We start from the raw sequence: 17,867 nt of genomic DNA, 5'->3' as shown, positions 1-17,867 counted from the left end.
TCTTCTTTCTGCCTCCTGAAAATCTAAGGTGCATTATCTAGTATAAGCAAAAGAGAAGCTTTTCTTCAATTACTGCGATTTCATAGAAAAAAGATAGGGTAGGTCCCTATCTTTTTTGTCATTTATATAACGTGACGATTCCAGTGGCGGTGAGCTGAAATAGCTTCAATAAATTCATCTGTAAAGCGTGTAGTTTCTCCAGTTACGACACCGGGACTGCTATCTAAACTAGCAGCTTTTAGCCACTTAACACCTTCATCCGTCGCGCCAATTGGTTTAAAATGCTCGAATGCTTCTTGAGCAAACGTCAGTGCTTCTTTACGAAACTTCTCATCAGCCGAGGCGTTTCCGACAACATAAACCGCATCGAATAAAACAGAATCACTTGTTAAGAACGTGTGCTGTACTTCAAGTTCTGACCCGTCTGTTCCTTTTACGTTTTGGAGGGTTGTGCTTACAATTTCAGGCTGAATGCCCTGTTGTTTTAAACTGTTTAACACTTGTGGTAGGTCACTGCTAAAGTCATTCGCTACAATGACAGCTACTTTACGCGTATTCGGCTTTTGAATCGTCTGTTCCTGACTAAGAGCCGGAGATGACTTGGTCACTGGCGCGTCTGTTCCTGATGGAGGCGTTGCACCAATCGCTTGTGCTACTTGTTTAGCTAGCACTGTACTGACGTTGGCAAACATATCAACAACTTGCTGCTGAACAGACTTGCTTTTCACTTTTCCAAGCTCAAAGCTAAAAGCACTAATAATATGCTCTTTTTCAGTGTCGCTCATGCTATTCCAAAATAGCGTTGCCTGTGAAAAGTGGTCTTTAAAACTTTCGCTTCGGCTTCGAACTTTTCTTCCTTCCACTTTTTCTTGATAGTGAGCATAACCGCCCTCTGACTCTGGTACAGGAGCCGGGGTATTGGATGCTAGAGAGTTTCTGTGATAGCTGACAGGCCCTTTGTTAATCGTTTGACGTCCGTAACCGTCTCGTTGATTGTTATGAAACGGGCATACTGGACGGTTGATTGGAAGTTCGTGAAAATTCGGACCACCAAGACGAATAAGCTGGGTATCCGTGTATGAAAACAATCTTCCTTGTAAGAGAGGGTCATTGGAAAAATCAATTCCCGGTACCACATGCCCCGGATGGAATGCGACTTGTTCCGTTTCGGCAAATACGTTGTCTACATTTCGATTTAAGGTCATTTTTCCAACCAATTTGACGGGAATGTCTTCTTCTGGCCAAAGCTTAGTTGGATCGAGAATGTCAAAGTCGAACTTAAATTCATCTTCTTCATCTATGATTTGAATACCTAGCTCATATTCAGGATAGTCCCCGTTTTCAATCGATTCCCATAAATCGCGGCGATGAAAATCAGGGTCTTTCCCAGAAATTGTTTGAGCCTCGTCCCAAACAAGGGAATGCGTTCCGAGCACAGGCTTCCAGTGGAATTTGACAAAATGAGCTTTTCCTTCTGCATTAACTAAGCGAAAAGTATGTACGCCGAAGCCTTCCATCATACGCAAACTGCGTGGAATTGCACGGTCTGACATTGACCACATGACCATGTGAGCAGACTCTTGGTTATTGGCGACAAAATCCCAAAACGTATCATGTGCTGAAGCTGCCTGCGGCATTTCATTGTGTGGCTCAGGCTTAACAGCGTGAATTAAATCTGGGAATTTGATCGCATCTTGGATAAAGAACACGGGAATGTTATTTCCAACTAAGTCATAGTTTCCTTCTTCTGTATAAAATTTTGTTGCAAAACCACGGGCGTCGCGCACCGTTTCAGCTGAACCTTTAGAACCTGCTACAGTAGAAAAACGGACAAATACAGGTGTTTTTACAGACGGATTCTGTAAAAATTTAGCTTTTGTATATTCACTGAGCGAGTCATACAGTTCAAATTCTCCGTGAGCAGCAAAGCCTCGTGCATGAACGATGCGTTCAGGAATGCGCTCGTGGTCAAAATGCGTCATTTTTTCACGGAAATGAAAGTCTTCCATAAGGGTTGGACCGCGTTCACCTGCTTTTAAAGAAAATTCATCTTCGGAAAGCTTTAACCCTTGATTGGTTGTGAGCGCTTGGTTTCGATCATCTGTTTTAAACTGCTCGAGCTGTTCTTGCTTGCTTTTTTCATTTACAGGGTGCTTTTTTGTCATACATGTCTTCCTCCTTGATCTTCAGTTAATAATCATTACAAAATGTGTACCCTATCAAAAGTTGAAGCAAACAGAAATGTTGGAATTTTTTCGTAGGAAATCCGTTATTTTCTTGTTATGATTATGAATAAGTATTCATAAATACAAAAATAAAAGGAGAGGGGATACATAGATGAAAACACGGGTAACAGATTTATTAGGGATTCAATATCCAATTGTACAAGGAGGTCTTGCGTATTTAGCGTACGCAGAACTTGCGGCTGCTGTCTCAAATGCAGGCGGGCTTGGACAAATTACGGCTATGACGCTCCGAACGCCTGAGAAACTTCGAGCTGAAATTAAAAAAGTACGTTCTTTAACTTCGCGTCCTTTTGGCGTTAATTTTGCTGTTGGAGGTCAAACAGAAGGTTCTTATAAAGAACTTCTCGACGTAGCAGTAGAAGAAAGTGTGCCGGTTGTTTCCATAACAGGAGCAAATCCCGCACCTATTTTTGAGAGATTAAAAGGAACGGGAATTAAAACGCTCGTACTGGTAGCCAACGTGCGTCAAGCTCAAAAAGCTGAGAAGCTGGGAGCAGATGCTGTCATGGCAGTGGGGCAAGAAGCAGGAGGACATATCGGACGTGAGGATCTAGGCACAATGGTATTAATTCCTCGAGTAGCTGCGGCTGTGTCAATTCCGGTCCTAGCAAGCGGAGGGATTGGAAACGGACAAGGATTATTGGCAGCGTTATCATTAGGCGCTGAAGGGATAGAAATGGGAACACGTTTTATTGCGACAAAAGAATGTGTAGATGCCCATGATGCGTATAAACAAGCCATTATAGAAGCGAAAGAAACGGATACTGTGGTTATTAAACGTTCGTTCGGAGCACCTGGACGCGTATTGAAGTCCCACTACACTCTTGACATTATTAAGCGTGAGGAGCAAGGAGAGAGGTACGAAGAGTTAAAAGACGTCATTAGCGGAGGGGCAAACTGCAGGTATATTTATGAAAATAAAATTGATGAAGGCTATGGATGGGCAGGCCAAATCGTTGGACTGATTGATAGTATCCCAACGGTGCAAGAGCTTTTTGACAGTATGAGAGAAGAAGTAGAAGCCGGTTCTGAACGACTGCTGAGTATCGTAGAAAAGAAGTAGAGATACAAGCCGTCATACTGCAGCAATTATTCGCATATTTATAATCTATATCTCTAAATGAGGTGAGAGAATGAAAAGGATGCGAGCATTTGCTATTATGACGTTTTTAGTAGTAGGTTCAGGGTATGCAGTTTTCACTAAAAAAGAAGAAGTTTTCAAGACTCAGCAAGCACAAGTGTACGAAGAAGCAAAGCCTGTTATTAAACAAATGGACAAACTGGATATTTGGCATAAAATCAGCAGCGGTTTAACTGAAGCGGGCTATGAATCAAGGGGCGTGAATTCTTCCCTTTATTCAAAAGACAGAGTAGAGCTGGATGTGTATATGGAGCCTTCCGTTTCAGCTGATGCCAAAACGCAAGAAACGATTAAACAAATGGTATATAAAATACTCGAAGAAAATAAGTTTCAGCAAAAGGCCTTTCATGTAACAATTAAATTCCTGCCCGAAAAACAAGCAAAATAGACTTGTCTCGGCCAGGAAATTTTTTTGTTAAATTGCTTTTTCATTGGCGGCTGGAATACTCTCTGGGAGAGAAATTTCAGCATTTTTGGGCTGATACGCAATTTTTCCGTCCAGCACATCATTTGCTTTTTGTAGATCTAATAAATTTTCCCATTGTGCGATAATAAAAGCAGCTACTGCATAACCAATAATATTAACTGTGGTCCGGTAATTACCCATAAAGCGATCAGGAGCGAGCATCAGAGCAACGGCTGCTACGGGAATGGATCCGGTTGCTGCTGCAGTAGCAGAGAGAGCAACAAAGGCTGAGCCTGGAATGCCAGCCATTCCTTTAGATGTAAGAAGAAGAACACCAAGCATTAAAAGCTGATCAGTGAGGCTCAAATCCACGCCCGTTGCTTGTGCTAAAAAGACGAGGGCGAGAGACAAGTAAATGGAAGCACCGTCTAGATTAAACGAATAGCCCGTAGGTACAACAAGGCCAACGACTGCTTTGTTGCATCCTGCTTGTTCGAATTTATCCATGAGCTGCGGCATAACGGCTTCAGTGGAACCCGTAGCAAATGCCAGCATAATTTCTTCTCGTATATATAGAATGACTTTCCACAAACTTAATTTTAAATAGATTCGTAAAATAACAGCTAAAACGAGAACAAATGCGAGACAAGCAATTGTCATAGCGATAAATAGCTTTCCGAATGCAGCAAGTGTTCCAAGACCGTACTGACTAACTGCAAATGCCATGGCACTAAACGTGGCAAGAGCCGTTAATTTCATAATGTATCCCATAATTTTAAACAACACATCATTTACTTTTTCCAATACATTTAAAAGGGTCTCTGCTGTTTTTCCACCTATATGGACAAGCGCGATGCCAAACAAACAAGAAATTAAAAGTACTTGAAGCATGGAGTTGCTTGAAAAAGCACCAACTGCACTGTCTGGAATCATATTAAGAAAAAAATCACCTTCACTCGGAAGTTCGGAGCCGTTAGTCTTCGCGTCTACTTCGCTTGTGCTTAAGCTTGAAGGATCAACATTCATACCGGTGCCGGGATTCATTACGTTTGCTACTAATAGACCGATCAATAGAGCGAATGTTGTGACAATTTCGAAGTAAAGAATGGTTTTTCCGCCGATACGCCCAACTGTTTTAATGTTTCCAACCTTGGCAATTCCAACAACTACTACTCCAAAAATAAGAGGAGCAATCAGCATTTTGATAAGCTTAATAAAACCGTCTCCAATCGGTTTCACAGCATTTCCAAAGCCTGGCCACAGATATCCTACGGCTATTCCAAGTACAATTGCCATCATAATTTGAAAGAAAAGACCTTTATAAGAAGGTTTTTGCTTACTTTTTGCCGCTGCTTGTGTCATGTGTTCTCCCTTCGTCGTACAATTTTTAAAATATCACAATAGATGTAATGTTTTTTTACATTTTAACGTAAGGTTGTTTGGAGTGTCATTGGTCTCTTTGACTAAAATTCAATAAAAATATTAGTTGAAGTGTATAAGAAGGGAAAGGAAGTGGTTTAAAACATTATTATTTTTAATGCAGATCTTTAAAAAAACTAATAAAAAGCACATGCAAAGGCATGTGCTTTTTATTAGTTAAATTAATTTAATTCCGCTAATTAGAATGATGGTTGCCATAATGGCTTGAAGCGGTCTTGAAGGCACTTTCGTTGATAAACGGCTTCCGATTAACACACCTGGAATAGATCCAGTTAATAGGTTAGCAGTCAACATGTAATCCACGCTTCCAAAGCTTGCATTTAAAATACCAGCCACCGTAACGAGAAGAAACGCGTGTGCAATATCAGTTCCAACCAGCTCAGATGTTTTGAGCTTAAATAAGTACAGCATCGCAATCGCAAATAATGAGCCCGACCCAATCGATGTTAGTCCGACAATGAATCCAAAGACTACGCCAATTCCGATTGTTAATCCTTTTTTCTGATTTAAGTCCATTTCTTGAAACCGATTTGGACGAATTAATTTATCAAAAAAGACGCGAAAGATAATTGAAATGGCAACCAGTGTCATGACGTATCCAAGAGCGTGCTTAATAATCGTTTCTTGATGCTCGTGAAAAGATGGAAATGCATGAAGTGTGACAATAGCCAGCACAGCGCTCGGAATACTTCCGAAGGCTAAATATTTTGCTAATTTAAAGTTAATGGTTCGCTGTTTGTAGTGCTGAGCGACTCCGAATAATTTTGTGATAGAATTGTAGACAAGATCTGTTCCTACGGCAATGGAAGGGTTAATGCCGAGAACAATCAGTAAAGGTGTTAATAAAGCGGCACCTCCAACCCCCGTTAAGCCTACAAGGGTTCCAACGAATAATCCCATTAAGGTAATTGATAGTTCCATATTTCGTCCTCCTACTCTCAAAACCAAGTACATTGATCTGATTATAGAGCATTGTAGCTCATATGTAAATAAAATTCTGAATATTTTTAGTGAAGTTGAAAAGGTTTTCTTAGCCTTCACTATTTTAGGGAACGGACGATAAAGTGATAGGAAGTTGTAAAAAAGTAAATAGAATACGTTTATTTATCTATGATTACGCTCTAATTTGTGTTACAAATGTAAATGCAATAAAAGAGTTTATTTTTATCTCATTTGAAAGACCGGTGAATGCATGAGTTTTGTCACGAAAGATTTGTTAATTAATTTTTTATTTATTTTATTGGCGCTGTTTTTAGTACAGATGTTTTATTTAATCAAGTATGCTAAAAAAATTCATTGGTGGAAAGATCGTTATATCGCGGTATTTCCGATTTTAGCTATTACCTTCTGCCTTTTGTTTCCGGTTAACGGAGCTTATGTCCCGGATGACTATCGAATGGATCTTCGAAGAATTCCTTATATTTTAGGAACGTTATATGGAGGCTGGCCGCTAGGAAGCTTGCTTTTTGTCTTTATTTTACTGCTGCGCTTGCTAATTGGCGGGTATGATGTAGGGTTTTTATCAACATTAATTGCTCTTCCGATTTTATCCATTCCTTTATTTTTCCTAACAAAATACTTTTTACATTTCTCATTAAAAAATAGAATTATCGTGAGCACCTGTCTTAGTATAATCGGTTCTTTATTAGCTATGCTTGTATCTATTTTTGTCTTGCACGTCACAAGCATTCCTATTAGCGTGTGGGTTCAATTCGCGATTTTAGATGTAGCAGGCATGTTTGTAATTACCATACTGTGGGAAGCGATACGGGCAAATTTACTAGTGCTGCAGCGCCTGATGAAAGCAGAGAAACTAGAAATTGTCAGTCATTTAGCTGCCAGCATCTCTCATGAAGTACGAAATCCTCTAACGGCAAGCAGAGGATTTATGCAAATGCTGCAAGAAGATGAAAAAGAACCTGCTAAAAAACGCTACATTTCCATTGCGATTAATGAACTAGACCGCGCAAAAGAAATCATTGATGATTACTTGCTGTTTGCCAATTCTGCACCAGAACGAAATGAAAAAATGAATATTTCAGAAGAGATCCATCACGTCACCCATATTATGACTCCTCTTGCTAATATGAATGGAGTCGCGATTGATTTTACATTTGATGAAGAAGTGAAGTGCTTCGTAATGGGAGAAAGAAGAAAGCTTCAGCAGTGTTTAATCAATTTATTTAAAAATAGTATTGAAGCGATGCAAGACGGAGGCACGTTAACTATTAAAGTAGGAAAAGAAGGCGGAGCTGTTATTGTGGATATTATTGATACGGGCTGCGGCATGACGCAAGAACAAATCAACCGGCTAGGTGAACCGTATTTTACAACAAAAGAAAAAGGTACGGGACTTGGAACGATGGTATCTTTCAGCATTATTCATTATATGAAGGGAAAAGTGAGTGTGTCTAGCGTAAAAGGAAAAGAAACGTGCTTTTCACTTGAGTTTCCACTTTGTGAATAAAAAGGTCGGGACAAAAGTTATTTAGTTGAAGGAAGATCCGAATGCGTTTGATTCTTGAGGGAGAATCAAACGCATTCGGATTTTTTCATTGGCAGGGTAAATGTAGGTTTCATCTATTTAGTCGCTTCTAGCGGTTGATGGGAGGGCAAGGCGAAGACTCCTGCAGGAAAAGCGGCACAGGTGAGAGCCCACAGGAGCGTACGCGACGAGGAGGCTTACCGGCCGCCCGCAGAAAGCGAAGTCTTGCACGGAAATTAACTGCGATGTCTCAAGCGATTCAGCTCATGTATCCCATTTATTCGACTTTAAATTGGAATGATTTAGTTACGTCTTAATCTCTTTTTAATGAAGTTCACTCACATACTGATCAATCATCGTCTGTAAATCCTCTAGCGTTGTCTTACTTTCGTCGACAGACAGCTGCTCTAACGATTGAAGGGCACTATCAACAACAAACTTGCGGGGATTTGATTGTTTAAACAGCTCTTCTTCAATAAAACTAATAAGCTCTGTGCATTTTTGACGTTCGAATTCATCCGTAAATTGTTTGTGAACCTGTTTTTTTAAATCGATAAGTGCTGCGGAAATGTCCTGTTCTATTTGATTTTTAGTATTCGGGCAAGATGGAAGCCATTCTTTAATCGTTTGCGGATCGAGCAAAATGTCTCTTGAATTTGCTACTTCGTCTACAAGAGGAAGCAGGCGCTTGACACTGTAGCTTATGATCTCATGCGGGTCAGTATTTGTGCCGTTAACCATAAAATTATAGTGAAAGTTGCGATGAAGCATGCCAAGAAACATAATTGCACAATCTAGCAGGTACGGTTTCTTTTCTTGTCCAAATAAATCAATGAACCGCTTGTAAACCCAGTTTACTTCAACAAACTGGGTTTTTTTTATGTATGCTTTTAAATCGGGATCATTGGAAACAAATACTTCTTCAAGTAATGTGAAAAATTTATGTTTATGATGGTTTTTCATCTGTGCATCAATCTGTTTAACAAATACATCTACATCGGTCAGGCTTTTACCAACCAGCAGCTGATTCCGCTCTTGTTCAATTGTTGTATGAAGCCAGGTGAAAACAGCGATTAATAATTCATTTTTTGAAGAAAAATAGTTGTAGAATGTTCCTTTCGAAATGCCGCTATAATCAATGATGTCTTGAATAGATGTAGCTTGAAATCCTTTTTCAACGAAGAGATGGTGTGCATTTTTTACAACTTGCTCTTTTCGGTTATTCATTATTATCACCTGAATGTAAAATTAGACTCATGGTCCAACTTTATGATACATGATTTAAAACGTTTACACAAATGTTCTTTTCAAAAAATGGACGATATCACGACAATATATTGATATAAAAGGATTATAGAACTGAAAAAGTCGATAAAATAAAGGACATGAACGCAAGATTTTTCGCTTGCATAAATTGAACTCACAGTATAATATACTCTATGTAGAACATGTGTCTAAAAAAATGAACTTATAGTATAAGGAGGTACAATAATGAGTCAATCGATAAATCAAATGGAAAAGCCGCCTTATGGCATAATTGCTATTTTGTTAATTGGCGCTTTTATCTCATTGTTGAATGAAACGTTATTAAATGTGGCGCTTCCGTCTATTATGAAAGACTTAGATGTGACAACGTCAACTGTCCAGTGGCTTTCTACTGGTTATATGTTAGTGAATGGTATTATGATTCCAACTACCGCTTTTTTAATTCAGCGCTATTCTGTCAGAGGCTTATTTTTAACGGCGATGACTTTATTTACAGCAGGAACAATACTTGCCGGTGCTTCGCCCGTATTTTCGGTCTTGTTAACCGCTCGTATTATCCAAGCATCAGGTGCAGCCATTATGATGCCGCTTTTAATGAACGTATTGCTCACAAGTTTTCCGTTAGAAAAACGCGGAGCTGCGATGGGGATTTTTGGTTTAGTTATGATTTTTGCTCCGGCAATTGGCCCTACCTTATCAGGGTGGCTAATTGAACACTATGAGTGGAGAATGCTGTTCCACCTTGTTACGCCAATCGCTGCAATTGTATTAATAGGGGCTTTCTTTCTATTAAAAGACAAAAAAGAAAAAGTGGAAATCAATTTGGATTTTTTATCTCTTTTGTTATCTACAATTGGATTTGGAGGACTTCTATACGGATTTAGCTCGGCAGGGGATAAAGGCTGGGATTCTGTGGAAGTGTACGGCACGATTATCGTAGGAGCTGTGGCTCTGATTTTATTTATTACGCGTCAGTTCAAGCTTAAAACACCTATGCTTGAATTCCGCATTTTTAAATATCCAATGTTTGCTTTATCATCAACGATTTCAATGGTGATCACAATGGCATTATTCTCAGCCATGCTGCTAATGCCAATTTATGTTCAAACGGTACGAGGCATTTCTCCGCTTCATTCAGGATTACTAATGCTTCCAGGTGCGCTGCTAATGGGCGTGATGTCACCGATTACCGGGAAATTATTTGATAAATTCGGAGCGCGTGCACTAGCTGTAACGGGTCTAACGATTACAGCCGTTACGACGTATTTCTTCAGTAACTTAGAGCTTGATACGACGTATACAACGCTCATTACGCTTTACACGCTTCGCATGTTCGGAATGTCTATGGTGATGATGCCGGTTATGACAAACGGATTAAATCAGCTGCCGCAGCGCTTTAATCCTCATGGTACTGCGATGAATAACACGCTTCAACAAGTATCGGGAGCTATTGGTTCGGCTCTTTTAGTAACGGTGATGTCAAACCGTACGGCTACGCATGCAAAAGAGCTCGCTCAAGATGCAATGAGCGGAGCGGGAGCAGCGAATGCAACCGCAGCCGGGGCAGCTCAAATGAAAGAACAGATTGGGATGCAGGCAATGGTACAAGGGATTAACGATGCGTTTGCCGTCTCAGTAGTACTAGTGGTGGTTGCCTTAATTCTTTCATTGTTTATGAAACGCGCCACGCCGGCAAGTGAAGATGAAGTGGTAAAGGAAAAAGCAGGACGCGAGCAGTTTGCTAAATGAAAAAGAAATCCCCGCTGAGACAGCGGGGATTTCTTTAGCTTGTATATCTAAAGCTTAAGCCCATTTTCTTTAATAATTTCCGGTAGCCGATGGACGTTTGATCAGCCATAATATGCGCTTCCATCTGCAGGTCTAAAGGCAAGTCTTCAGGCTTTTGGTTTTCAACCATTTCACGGTCTTCGTCAAAGACCCGAAGGTTAAAGTCATACACACCTTCAACGGGAGAATCTTTGTCAAAGTTTCGAGCGATTGGTGCGAATAAACGTGTTTCGCGGGCTGAAATAGGAGAGACTGCATTCATAATCCACAGCTCTGCGCCTTCTGGGAAGTATACTTTTAGCGTAGCTGTAAACGGCGGATAAACATCAAAGACGCGAAGCCATTTAAAATCAGGTGGATTTAAATGCTGCTGTTCTTTGGAATAATTGCTCACGGTGCTTGTATATTCTACATGAAGCCCATAATCTGTATCGCTTACTTTATATTTAGGCACAAAGGCGTTGTTTCGATCACCAAATGTGTCCGTGTGAACCCAGGCAAAATGAGCTACGTCTAAAAAGCCTTCCATTTGACGACCGGCCGAACCCATGATATCAAAGCTCGGACAAACAATCTGCTGAAAATCAGGATCCTCCCACGCATCGAAGTAAGGCAGGTTATCTTGTTCTCCTGTCAGGGAAGTCCACACTAATCCAAATCGTTCAATAACTGGATAGACGGCCATACACAAGCGGGGAGAAATGTTGGCATCAGGGTGAGCTGGAATCGACGTGCATGCGCCGTCCGTTGCATAGCGGAAGCCGTGGTAAGGACAGACAATTTCATCATCTTCCACCCAGCCCATGCTAAGCGGGGTGCCTCGGTGAACGCATAAATCACGAGCTGCTACTACTTTGTGTGTGGTACGGTATAGAACTAGATTTACATCTAGCAGTTTTACGGACGTTGGTTTCTCTGTTACATCACTGCAGCGTGCGACGGGGTACCAATACTTAGCGAGCGTCGTCCAATCTTCCAGGCTGAACGTGCAGTCTCTTGGGTAGGGAGTTGCCGTTTTTGATTTTGTCATGGTTGGTTGTTGTTCCATCTATTTTCTTCCCTTCTTTTGTAAGCTCTTTTACTAAGGGTAATATAAAAAAAGAAAATTCACACAATTTATGTAAGGAGTTCTAACATAAAATATGGAACTTTGTAGAAAGTGAGAATTTCAGAAGACGCAAATTAGAGAATATATCAATAAAAAAAATTAAAAAAGCGCTTCCTAAATGAATTTAAACGTGATATAATTTTCCAAGACGCTGGTGTAGCTCAGTAGGTAGAGCACTTGCATGGTAAGCAAGAGGTCGCAGGTTCGATCCCTGTCGCTAGCATACTAAAAAACCTTCTTTCTTGTTGAAAGAAGGTTTTTTTATTTGTGTCGGCTTTAAAATTATTCTCCAAATTATTCTTTCCTGCCTTGTGAAAACTTTAACAGTTTGATAGCCTTACTAGGAGGCTGTGAGAAAATATGTGTATCTTTTCCACTATGTCTTATGAATCATATTTAGAAATATTCTTAAAAGAATGTTTATTGCCTCTAAGTATTGGGTACACGAAACTAGGGCTTAAATTTCAACAGGGAGTGTGAACGATAATTTGATTACGTTTAAGAATGTGTCAAAGCAATATCCAGACGGTACGACCGCCGTGAAAAATATTAATCTAGAAATTAAAGAAGGAGAGTTTTTCGTTTTAATTGGTCCGAGTGGGTGTGGGAAAACAACCACCTTAAAAATGATTAACCGTCTCCATGATATTACCGAAGGAGAACTATACATAAAAGATAAGCTCGTATCGGACCACAACATACATGAGCTACGCTGGAACATTGGTTATGTCCTACAGCAGATTGCTCTTTTTCCTCATATGACCATTGCTGAAAATATAGCCATTGTACCCGAGATGAAGCATTGGAAGAAAAATAAAATCAAGACGCGCATTGATGAACTGCTTACCTTGGTAGGACTAGACCCAAAGCAGTATCGAAACCGAAAGCCGTCTGAGCTCTCAGGTGGCCAGCAGCAACGTGTAGGTGTAGCACGTGCCCTCGCAGCTGATCCCCCCGTTATTTTAATGGACGAACCCTTTAGTGCCCTCGATCCGTTAAGCCGCGAACAGCTTCAGCAAGATGTTATTAGCTTAAAAGAAAAAATCAAAAAAACATTTGTGTTTGTTACGCACGATATGAGCGAAGCCATGACGCTTGGAGATCGTATCTGCCTAATGAAAGATGGGGAAATTGTTCAAGTTGGAACCCCGGAGGAATTCATTCAAAAGCCTAAAAATGAATTTGTAAAAACATTTATTGGGAATCAAGGAAATACTTTATTTGAGACATTGGATATGTTTGTCAAAGAAAGTGAACAGCCAGACGTAGAACCTACTGAAGAGCTAGCTTCAACCGCTACTGTTCAGCAGGCAATGGACGCCCTTTACGACCATGAAGCAATAGCCGTGAAAAAAGGGAGCAAACGTATTGGCGTTGTAACGCGCAAAACTCTATTAGCGTTTCTTTCTGATAAAACGAAAGAAGGAGAAACGCTGTAATGAATGCACTAAGCACATTATTAGATCAACGAGGAGATGCACTGTTTCAAGCTCTTCTTGAACACATTCAAATTTCAGTACTGGCTCTTGTTATCGCCGTATTAATTTCAGTGCCGCTCGGACTGTACTTAACGAGGCATGACCGCATTGCTGAACCGATCATTGGTGTAACAGCCGTACTGCAAACCATTCCTTCACTCGCTTTATTAGGATTACTGATTCCTCTTGTCGGAATTGGAACCTTTCCCGCGGTTATTGCACTGTTTTTATATTCGCTTCTTCCTATTGTACGAAATACATATACCGGAATTAAAGAAGTGGACCCATCTTTAATTGAAGCATCCAAAGCCATGGGGATGAACTCATGGAGACGATTAATTAAAGTAGAACTTCCTCTAGCGCTTCCTGTCATTATGGCCGGAATTCGCACAGCGATGGTACTCATTATTGGTACAGCAACAATCGTGGCTCTTATCGGAGCGGGCGGACTCGGAAGCTTAATTTTGCTTGGTATTGACCGAAGCGATAATAGTTTGATTTTATTAGGAGCCATTCCAGCAGCATTATTAGCGCTTATTTTTGATGGAATTCTGCGAACGATTGAACACTCAGCTAAAAAAGGGTCCAAAAAACGCTCGTTTATTATGATCCTCGTATTAATACTCATTCTTGTTTCTCCGTTTGCAGCGATGAGCGCAACAAAACCAGACCTTGTTATCGGAGGGAAAATTGGTGCAGAACAAGATATTTTAATTAATATGTACAAAGAATTAATTGAAGATCAAACCGATATGAAAGTAAATCTTCGTTCGTCGCTTGGGAAAACGGTATTTGTATTTGAGGCTCTGCGTAACAAGGAAATTGATTTGTACCCTGAATATACGGGTACAGCCATTGTGACGCATCTAAAGGAACAGCCGGACAGCAAAGATGAAACAGAGGTGTACAAGCAGGCAAAAGAAGGATTTCAAAAGAAATTCGGCCTTGTCTATTTAGATCCAATGAAGTTTAATAATACGTACACATTGACCGTGACAAAAGAATTTGCCAAAGAAAACAATCTAACGACTGTTTCAGATTTGGCAAATGCAACAGATAAAGTAAAAGCAGGATTTACGCTTGAGTTTAAAGATCGTGAAGACGGCTATGTAGGCATTCAAAAAGAATATGGCCTTACCTTCCCGAATATTAAAACGATGGAGCCGAAGCTTCGCTATCGCGCTGTAGAAAAAGGCGATATTAACATGCTTGATGCTTACGCAACGGACCCTGAAATCAAACAGTTTGGTTTAAAAGTCTTAAAAGACGATCAGCAGTTCTTCCCTCCGTATCAAGGAGCGCCTGTGCTTCGTGAAGATACGCTAAAAGAGCACCCTGAACTGAAAAAAATCTTAAATCAACTGGGCGGTAAAATCAGTGATGACGAAATGCGTGAAATGAACTATCAAGTAAATGCGAAAGGAAAAACGGCTGAAGAAGTTGCTCATCAATTCTTAGTGAAAAAAGGATTAATTAAAGAGTAAAAACGAAGAAACAGAGCTAGGACAACAGTATGTTAGTTGAAAGAAGATCCGAATGATGAATCGTTCGGATCTTTTTAGTTTAGTTGTTTCTAGCAGTTGATTTCCCTGCAAGAAGGGATCTATACTCGATTATTTACTCCATTCGTCCGTCTTTAGATTGGCGTGATTTTGTTATGTCTCAATCTCTTTTTAATGCGAGAGAAGCATTAATGAAAACGAGGTCTTATGAACAAGCTAAAGGTACCGAATTTGTTTTCTGATGGAAGGAAGGCGCTTTTATGAATTCATTTTTTACGTGTCATCCTGTACAACATTCCTTTCAGCTTTTTTCAGTTGAACATCTTGTAACTTTAGCTATTATCGTGATCATAGGAGCATTTATTTTTTTGTGTCGAAAGCAGCTGCGAAAAAAGAGGTTTGTGTTTATTTTGCTTTCACTTATTCTAATTGCTTCAGAAACAGCCTACCAGGCTTGGGAAATCGGATGTCATCAGTGGTCTACTGAAACTTCCTTGCCTCTTCAGCTCAGTGATATAGTCGTGCTGCTGGCTGCTGTTATGCTGATAACCAAAAGCAGGTTTCTTTTTTATTTTGTGTACTTCGCCGGAATCAGCAGCTCTGTTCAAGCGATGATTACCCCAGACCTTGGCGGCTATGCGTATGCCCAGTTTCGCTATGTGCAGTTTTATGTATCGCATGGCGGTGTGGTACTTGCTTGCTGTATGCTAATTGCTGTCTGCAAATATGAGCCAACGTTTCGTTCTTTATGGGTAAGCGTAGTAGTTGTTAATCTGTACGGAGGTTTTATCTATGTCATGAATCGTTTACTCCATGCGAATTATTTATACATGATGAAAAAGCCAGAGCACGCTTCCTTGCTGGATGTTCTTGGACCTCATCCTTGGTATTTAGTATGGATTGAGGGAATTATGATTCTTAGCTTTCTTGTCCTTTATCTGCCGTTTTGGGTACATAAAAAAATTAAAGGTGATAAAAGCAAAGTCAATTTTGTTGAAGCAAAATGATAATACTGGTAGTTTATAAGTGTAAACTAACTCGGATTTCCTGAAGGAAAAGGAAAGAATGACTGAACGAGCTGTGAGAGGCAAGCGTAAAAAATAGAAAAGAAAAAAGCAAGCACAGACATCAGAAGGAGAGTATCAAAATGAAAACACTGGTTATTTTAGCGCACCCAAACTTAGCATCTTCTCGTATTAATAAAGCGTGGGCAGAGCGAGTGAAAAAAGAAGAGAATGTGTACGTTCATGATTTATACGCAAACTACCCCGATTTCAAAATTGATGTAGAAAAAGAGCAGGAGTTAGCTGTTCAATTCGATCGTATTGTTTTTCAATTTCCATTTTACTGGTACAGCTCACCAGCACTCTTAAAAGAGTGGCAAGATGTTGTCTTAACATACGGATGGGCTTATGGAAGCAAAGGTACTAAACTTCAGGGAAAAGAGTTTGTCGTAGCTACTTCGACAGGAGGCCCTGCGGAAGCTTATCAAGAAGGGGGATACAACCGCTACCCAATGAATCATCTGCTTCTTCCGTTTCAAGCTACGGCAAATTTAACAGGTATGAAGTTCCAAACGCCATTTCTATTTCAAGGAGCAGGCGGTGAGCTGAGCGACAAAGTCATTCAAGATAGTGCTGAAAGCTACGCTCAATTACTAAGGTAATAAAAAAAGCCGCGTTAACGCGGCTTTTAATTTACATTTGTTCGTGAAAAAGAAGTAAGCAACTTTTGAGGAGCGATATCTAATCCTTCAATTAGTAATCCTGTCATAGCCGTTAGACTCCCGACTTCAAATGATTCCCCCGCTCTCCAAAATGCGGATTCACCTTGTTTGATATAAATTTTCAGTCCGTTATCGCCAGCTACCCAGCCTTCCCCGTGAACGACTAGTAGAAGCTGTGGAATCGTAGCTTCTTGACGGGGGGTATAATCATTTTCTTGAAAAGATAAAAAGCTGATTTTGACATCTCCAGTATGAGAAAGCAAGGGGTTTACTTTATAGGTAGAATGAAGAAAGGAACGCTCTTCTTCAGATTGAAAACCATATAATTTCATACGTTCATCTCCTTGAATCAAAAATATAAAAAAGAAGTCCTTCTCTTTTCATATACGCCTGTAACAGCAAAAATAGAACTTCAAAGAAATAGCTGTTTCCTGGAAAATGACTTCATTTTTTGTCGAAGCTGAAAATTTTTTGAAGGATAGGGAGGAAAAACAGAAGTTTTTTTGAATAGTATAAAAAAAGGTGTCCGCTAATGGACACCTTTTCCTAATTTAAAAATGACTGTAACGCTTGTTTGTTTTCTTCAAGGTCGATGCTTAAAACAGCACCAATACCGGATACTCGTTCATTTGAATAGGAACCTTCGACCGGTAAACGAAGAGATTTTAAATCTGGCTGATTCCCAACTAAGAAATCTTTTCCTATCACGATAAATGTTTTTGGCGGAATATTTGTATCCACATATGGATCAATGACGCCCCATAGCTTAGGAGCTTTCGCCAGCGTCTTTACTTGAAGAGCTTCATCCATTAATTTACCTATTACTTCTTGTTGACGCTTCACGCGCCCGAAATCACTTTGGCTATCATGTCGGAATCGCACGTATCCTAGTAATTTATCTCCGTGAAGAGTTTGTTTTCCAGGTTTTAGCGTCATGCCAATTCCTGATGACATTTCGTGCGGCACGGTAACCGTAATTCCCTCAGGGGCAATCGTATCGGCAACTTTAGAAAAACCTTTAAAATCAACAACGGCATAATAGTTTACATCTACGCCGAAATTTTCTTTAATTGTCTTACGCATTAATTCAGGCCCGCCAAATGCATAGGCTGAATTTAATTTGTTTTTGCCATGTCCAGGAATATCCACATATGAATCACGCATCAAAGAAATAATTTTAGGCTGATTGCTGTCTTTGTCATAATGAGCAATCATGATTGTATCGGCACGCGAATGTTCTTCACCTCGAGAGTCAATTCCAAGAAGCAGTACATTCATGCT

The 17,867-nt window shown here is 40.1% G+C and carries 16 protein-coding genes and 1 tRNA gene; 10 read left to right on the top strand and 7 right to left on the bottom strand.

Annotated elements, in window-relative coordinates; translation table 11 throughout:
* Positions 1–122: 122 nt before the first annotated feature.
* A complete protein-coding gene (locus tag ACFX40_RS07270; protein WP_377254709.1) occupies positions 123–2,165 on the bottom strand; it encodes a catalase in 2,043 nt (680 codons plus the stop codon).
* Between the two features lie 172 nt (positions 2,166–2,337).
* Between ACFX40_RS07270 and ACFX40_RS07265 the strand changes: the two genes are divergently transcribed.
* Positions 2,338–3,309, top strand: coding sequence for an NAD(P)H-dependent flavin oxidoreductase (locus ACFX40_RS07265; RefSeq protein ID WP_377254706.1), 972 nt, complete (start codon positions 2,338–2,340; stop codon positions 3,307–3,309).
* Positions 3,310–3,379: 70 nt separating this feature from the next.
* Positions 3,380–3,775, top strand: coding sequence for a hypothetical protein (locus ACFX40_RS07260; protein WP_013058625.1), 396 nt, complete (start codon positions 3,380–3,382; stop codon positions 3,773–3,775).
* A 27-nt stretch (positions 3,776–3,802) separates the two neighbouring features.
* Here ACFX40_RS07260 and ACFX40_RS07255 read toward each other — a convergent pair whose 3' ends face one another.
* Complete coding sequence (locus ACFX40_RS07255; RefSeq protein ID WP_377254703.1) at positions 3,803–5,155, bottom strand: cation:dicarboxylate symporter family transporter; 1,353 nt, start codon at positions 5,153–5,155, stop codon at positions 3,803–3,805.
* A 234-nt stretch (positions 5,156–5,389) separates the two neighbouring features.
* The gene (locus ACFX40_RS07250) at positions 5,390–6,154 is read right to left on the bottom strand and encodes a sulfite exporter TauE/SafE family protein (protein ID WP_025750122.1); all 765 of its coding nucleotides are present in this window, start codon (positions 6,152–6,154) and stop codon (positions 5,390–5,392) included.
* A 271-nt stretch (positions 6,155–6,425) separates the two neighbouring features.
* Between ACFX40_RS07250 and ACFX40_RS07245 the strand changes: the two genes are divergently transcribed.
* Complete coding sequence (locus ACFX40_RS07245) at positions 6,426–7,700, top strand: ATP-binding protein (protein WP_028410975.1); 1,275 nt, start codon at positions 6,426–6,428, stop codon at positions 7,698–7,700.
* Between the two features lie 137 nt (positions 7,701–7,837).
* Complete coding sequence (locus ACFX40_RS07240; protein WP_240717348.1) at positions 7,838–8,035, top strand: hypothetical protein; 198 nt, start codon at positions 7,838–7,840, stop codon at positions 8,033–8,035.
* A gap of 7 nt (positions 8,036–8,042) precedes the next feature.
* On the opposite strand, the gene ACFX40_RS07235 is transcribed toward ACFX40_RS07240, so the two are convergent.
* Positions 8,043–8,945: a TetR/AcrR family transcriptional regulator gene (locus tag ACFX40_RS07235; protein WP_098433247.1), complete on the bottom strand. Its 903-nt coding sequence runs from the start codon at positions 8,943–8,945 to the stop codon at positions 8,043–8,045.
* Positions 8,946–9,209: 264 nt separating this feature from the next.
* Here ACFX40_RS07235 and ACFX40_RS07230 point away from each other — a divergent pair, with 264 nt between their 5' ends.
* Positions 9,210–10,733, top strand: coding sequence for a DHA2 family efflux MFS transporter permease subunit (locus tag ACFX40_RS07230; RefSeq protein WP_028410977.1), 1,524 nt, complete (start codon positions 9,210–9,212; stop codon positions 10,731–10,733).
* A 34-nt stretch (positions 10,734–10,767) separates the two neighbouring features.
* On the opposite strand, the gene ACFX40_RS07225 is transcribed toward ACFX40_RS07230, so the two are convergent.
* Positions 10,768–11,820: an aromatic ring-hydroxylating oxygenase subunit alpha gene (locus ACFX40_RS07225; protein WP_063248321.1), complete on the bottom strand. Its 1,053-nt coding sequence runs from the start codon at positions 11,818–11,820 to the stop codon at positions 10,768–10,770.
* A gap of 210 nt (positions 11,821–12,030) precedes the next feature.
* On the opposite strand from ACFX40_RS07225, the gene ACFX40_RS07220 reads away from it, so the two are divergent.
* From ACFX40_RS07220 to ACFX40_RS07200, 5 genes are all read left to right on the top strand, one after another.
* Positions 12,031–12,103: transfer RNA gene (locus ACFX40_RS07220), tRNA-Thr, on the top strand.
* A gap of 265 nt (positions 12,104–12,368) precedes the next feature.
* Positions 12,369–13,319, top strand: coding sequence for an ABC transporter ATP-binding protein (locus ACFX40_RS07215; protein WP_377254700.1), 951 nt, complete (start codon positions 12,369–12,371; stop codon positions 13,317–13,319).
* Complete coding sequence (locus ACFX40_RS07210) at positions 13,319–14,842, top strand: ABC transporter permease/substrate-binding protein (protein ID WP_028410980.1); 1,524 nt, start codon at positions 13,319–13,321, stop codon at positions 14,840–14,842. Before ACFX40_RS07215 ends, ACFX40_RS07210 begins: the two co-directional genes overlap by 1 nt.
* A gap of 278 nt (positions 14,843–15,120) precedes the next feature.
* On the top strand, positions 15,121–15,867 hold the full coding sequence (locus ACFX40_RS07205; RefSeq protein WP_377254697.1) for a YwaF family protein: 747 nt from the start codon (positions 15,121–15,123) through the stop codon (positions 15,865–15,867).
* A 140-nt stretch (positions 15,868–16,007) separates the two neighbouring features.
* Positions 16,008–16,526 (top strand): NAD(P)H-dependent oxidoreductase, encoded by a 519-nt coding sequence (locus tag ACFX40_RS07200; protein ID WP_028410982.1) that lies wholly within the window; start codon positions 16,008–16,010, stop codon positions 16,524–16,526.
* Positions 16,527–16,552: 26 nt separating this feature from the next.
* Here the strand turns inward: ACFX40_RS07200 and ACFX40_RS07195 are convergent, their stop codons facing one another.
* Both ACFX40_RS07195 and ACFX40_RS07190 read right to left on the bottom strand, forming a co-directional pair.
* Positions 16,553–16,918 (bottom strand): hypothetical protein, encoded by a 366-nt coding sequence (locus ACFX40_RS07195; protein ID WP_014458652.1) that lies wholly within the window; start codon positions 16,916–16,918, stop codon positions 16,553–16,555.
* 214 nt (positions 16,919–17,132) lie between these two features.
* Entirely contained in the window at positions 17,133–17,864 is a 732-nt protein-coding gene (locus ACFX40_RS07190; RefSeq protein ID WP_371400142.1) for an LCP family protein, read from the bottom strand.
* Positions 17,865–17,867 lie beyond the last annotated feature (3 nt).

Origin of the sequence: Priestia sp. YIM B13552 (assembly GCF_042787775.1) — a bacterium.
Classification (GTDB): domain Bacteria; phylum Bacillota; class Bacilli; order Bacillales; family Bacillaceae_H; genus Priestia; species Priestia megaterium_E.
This window is presented reverse-complemented; position numbering and strand designations above follow the sequence as displayed.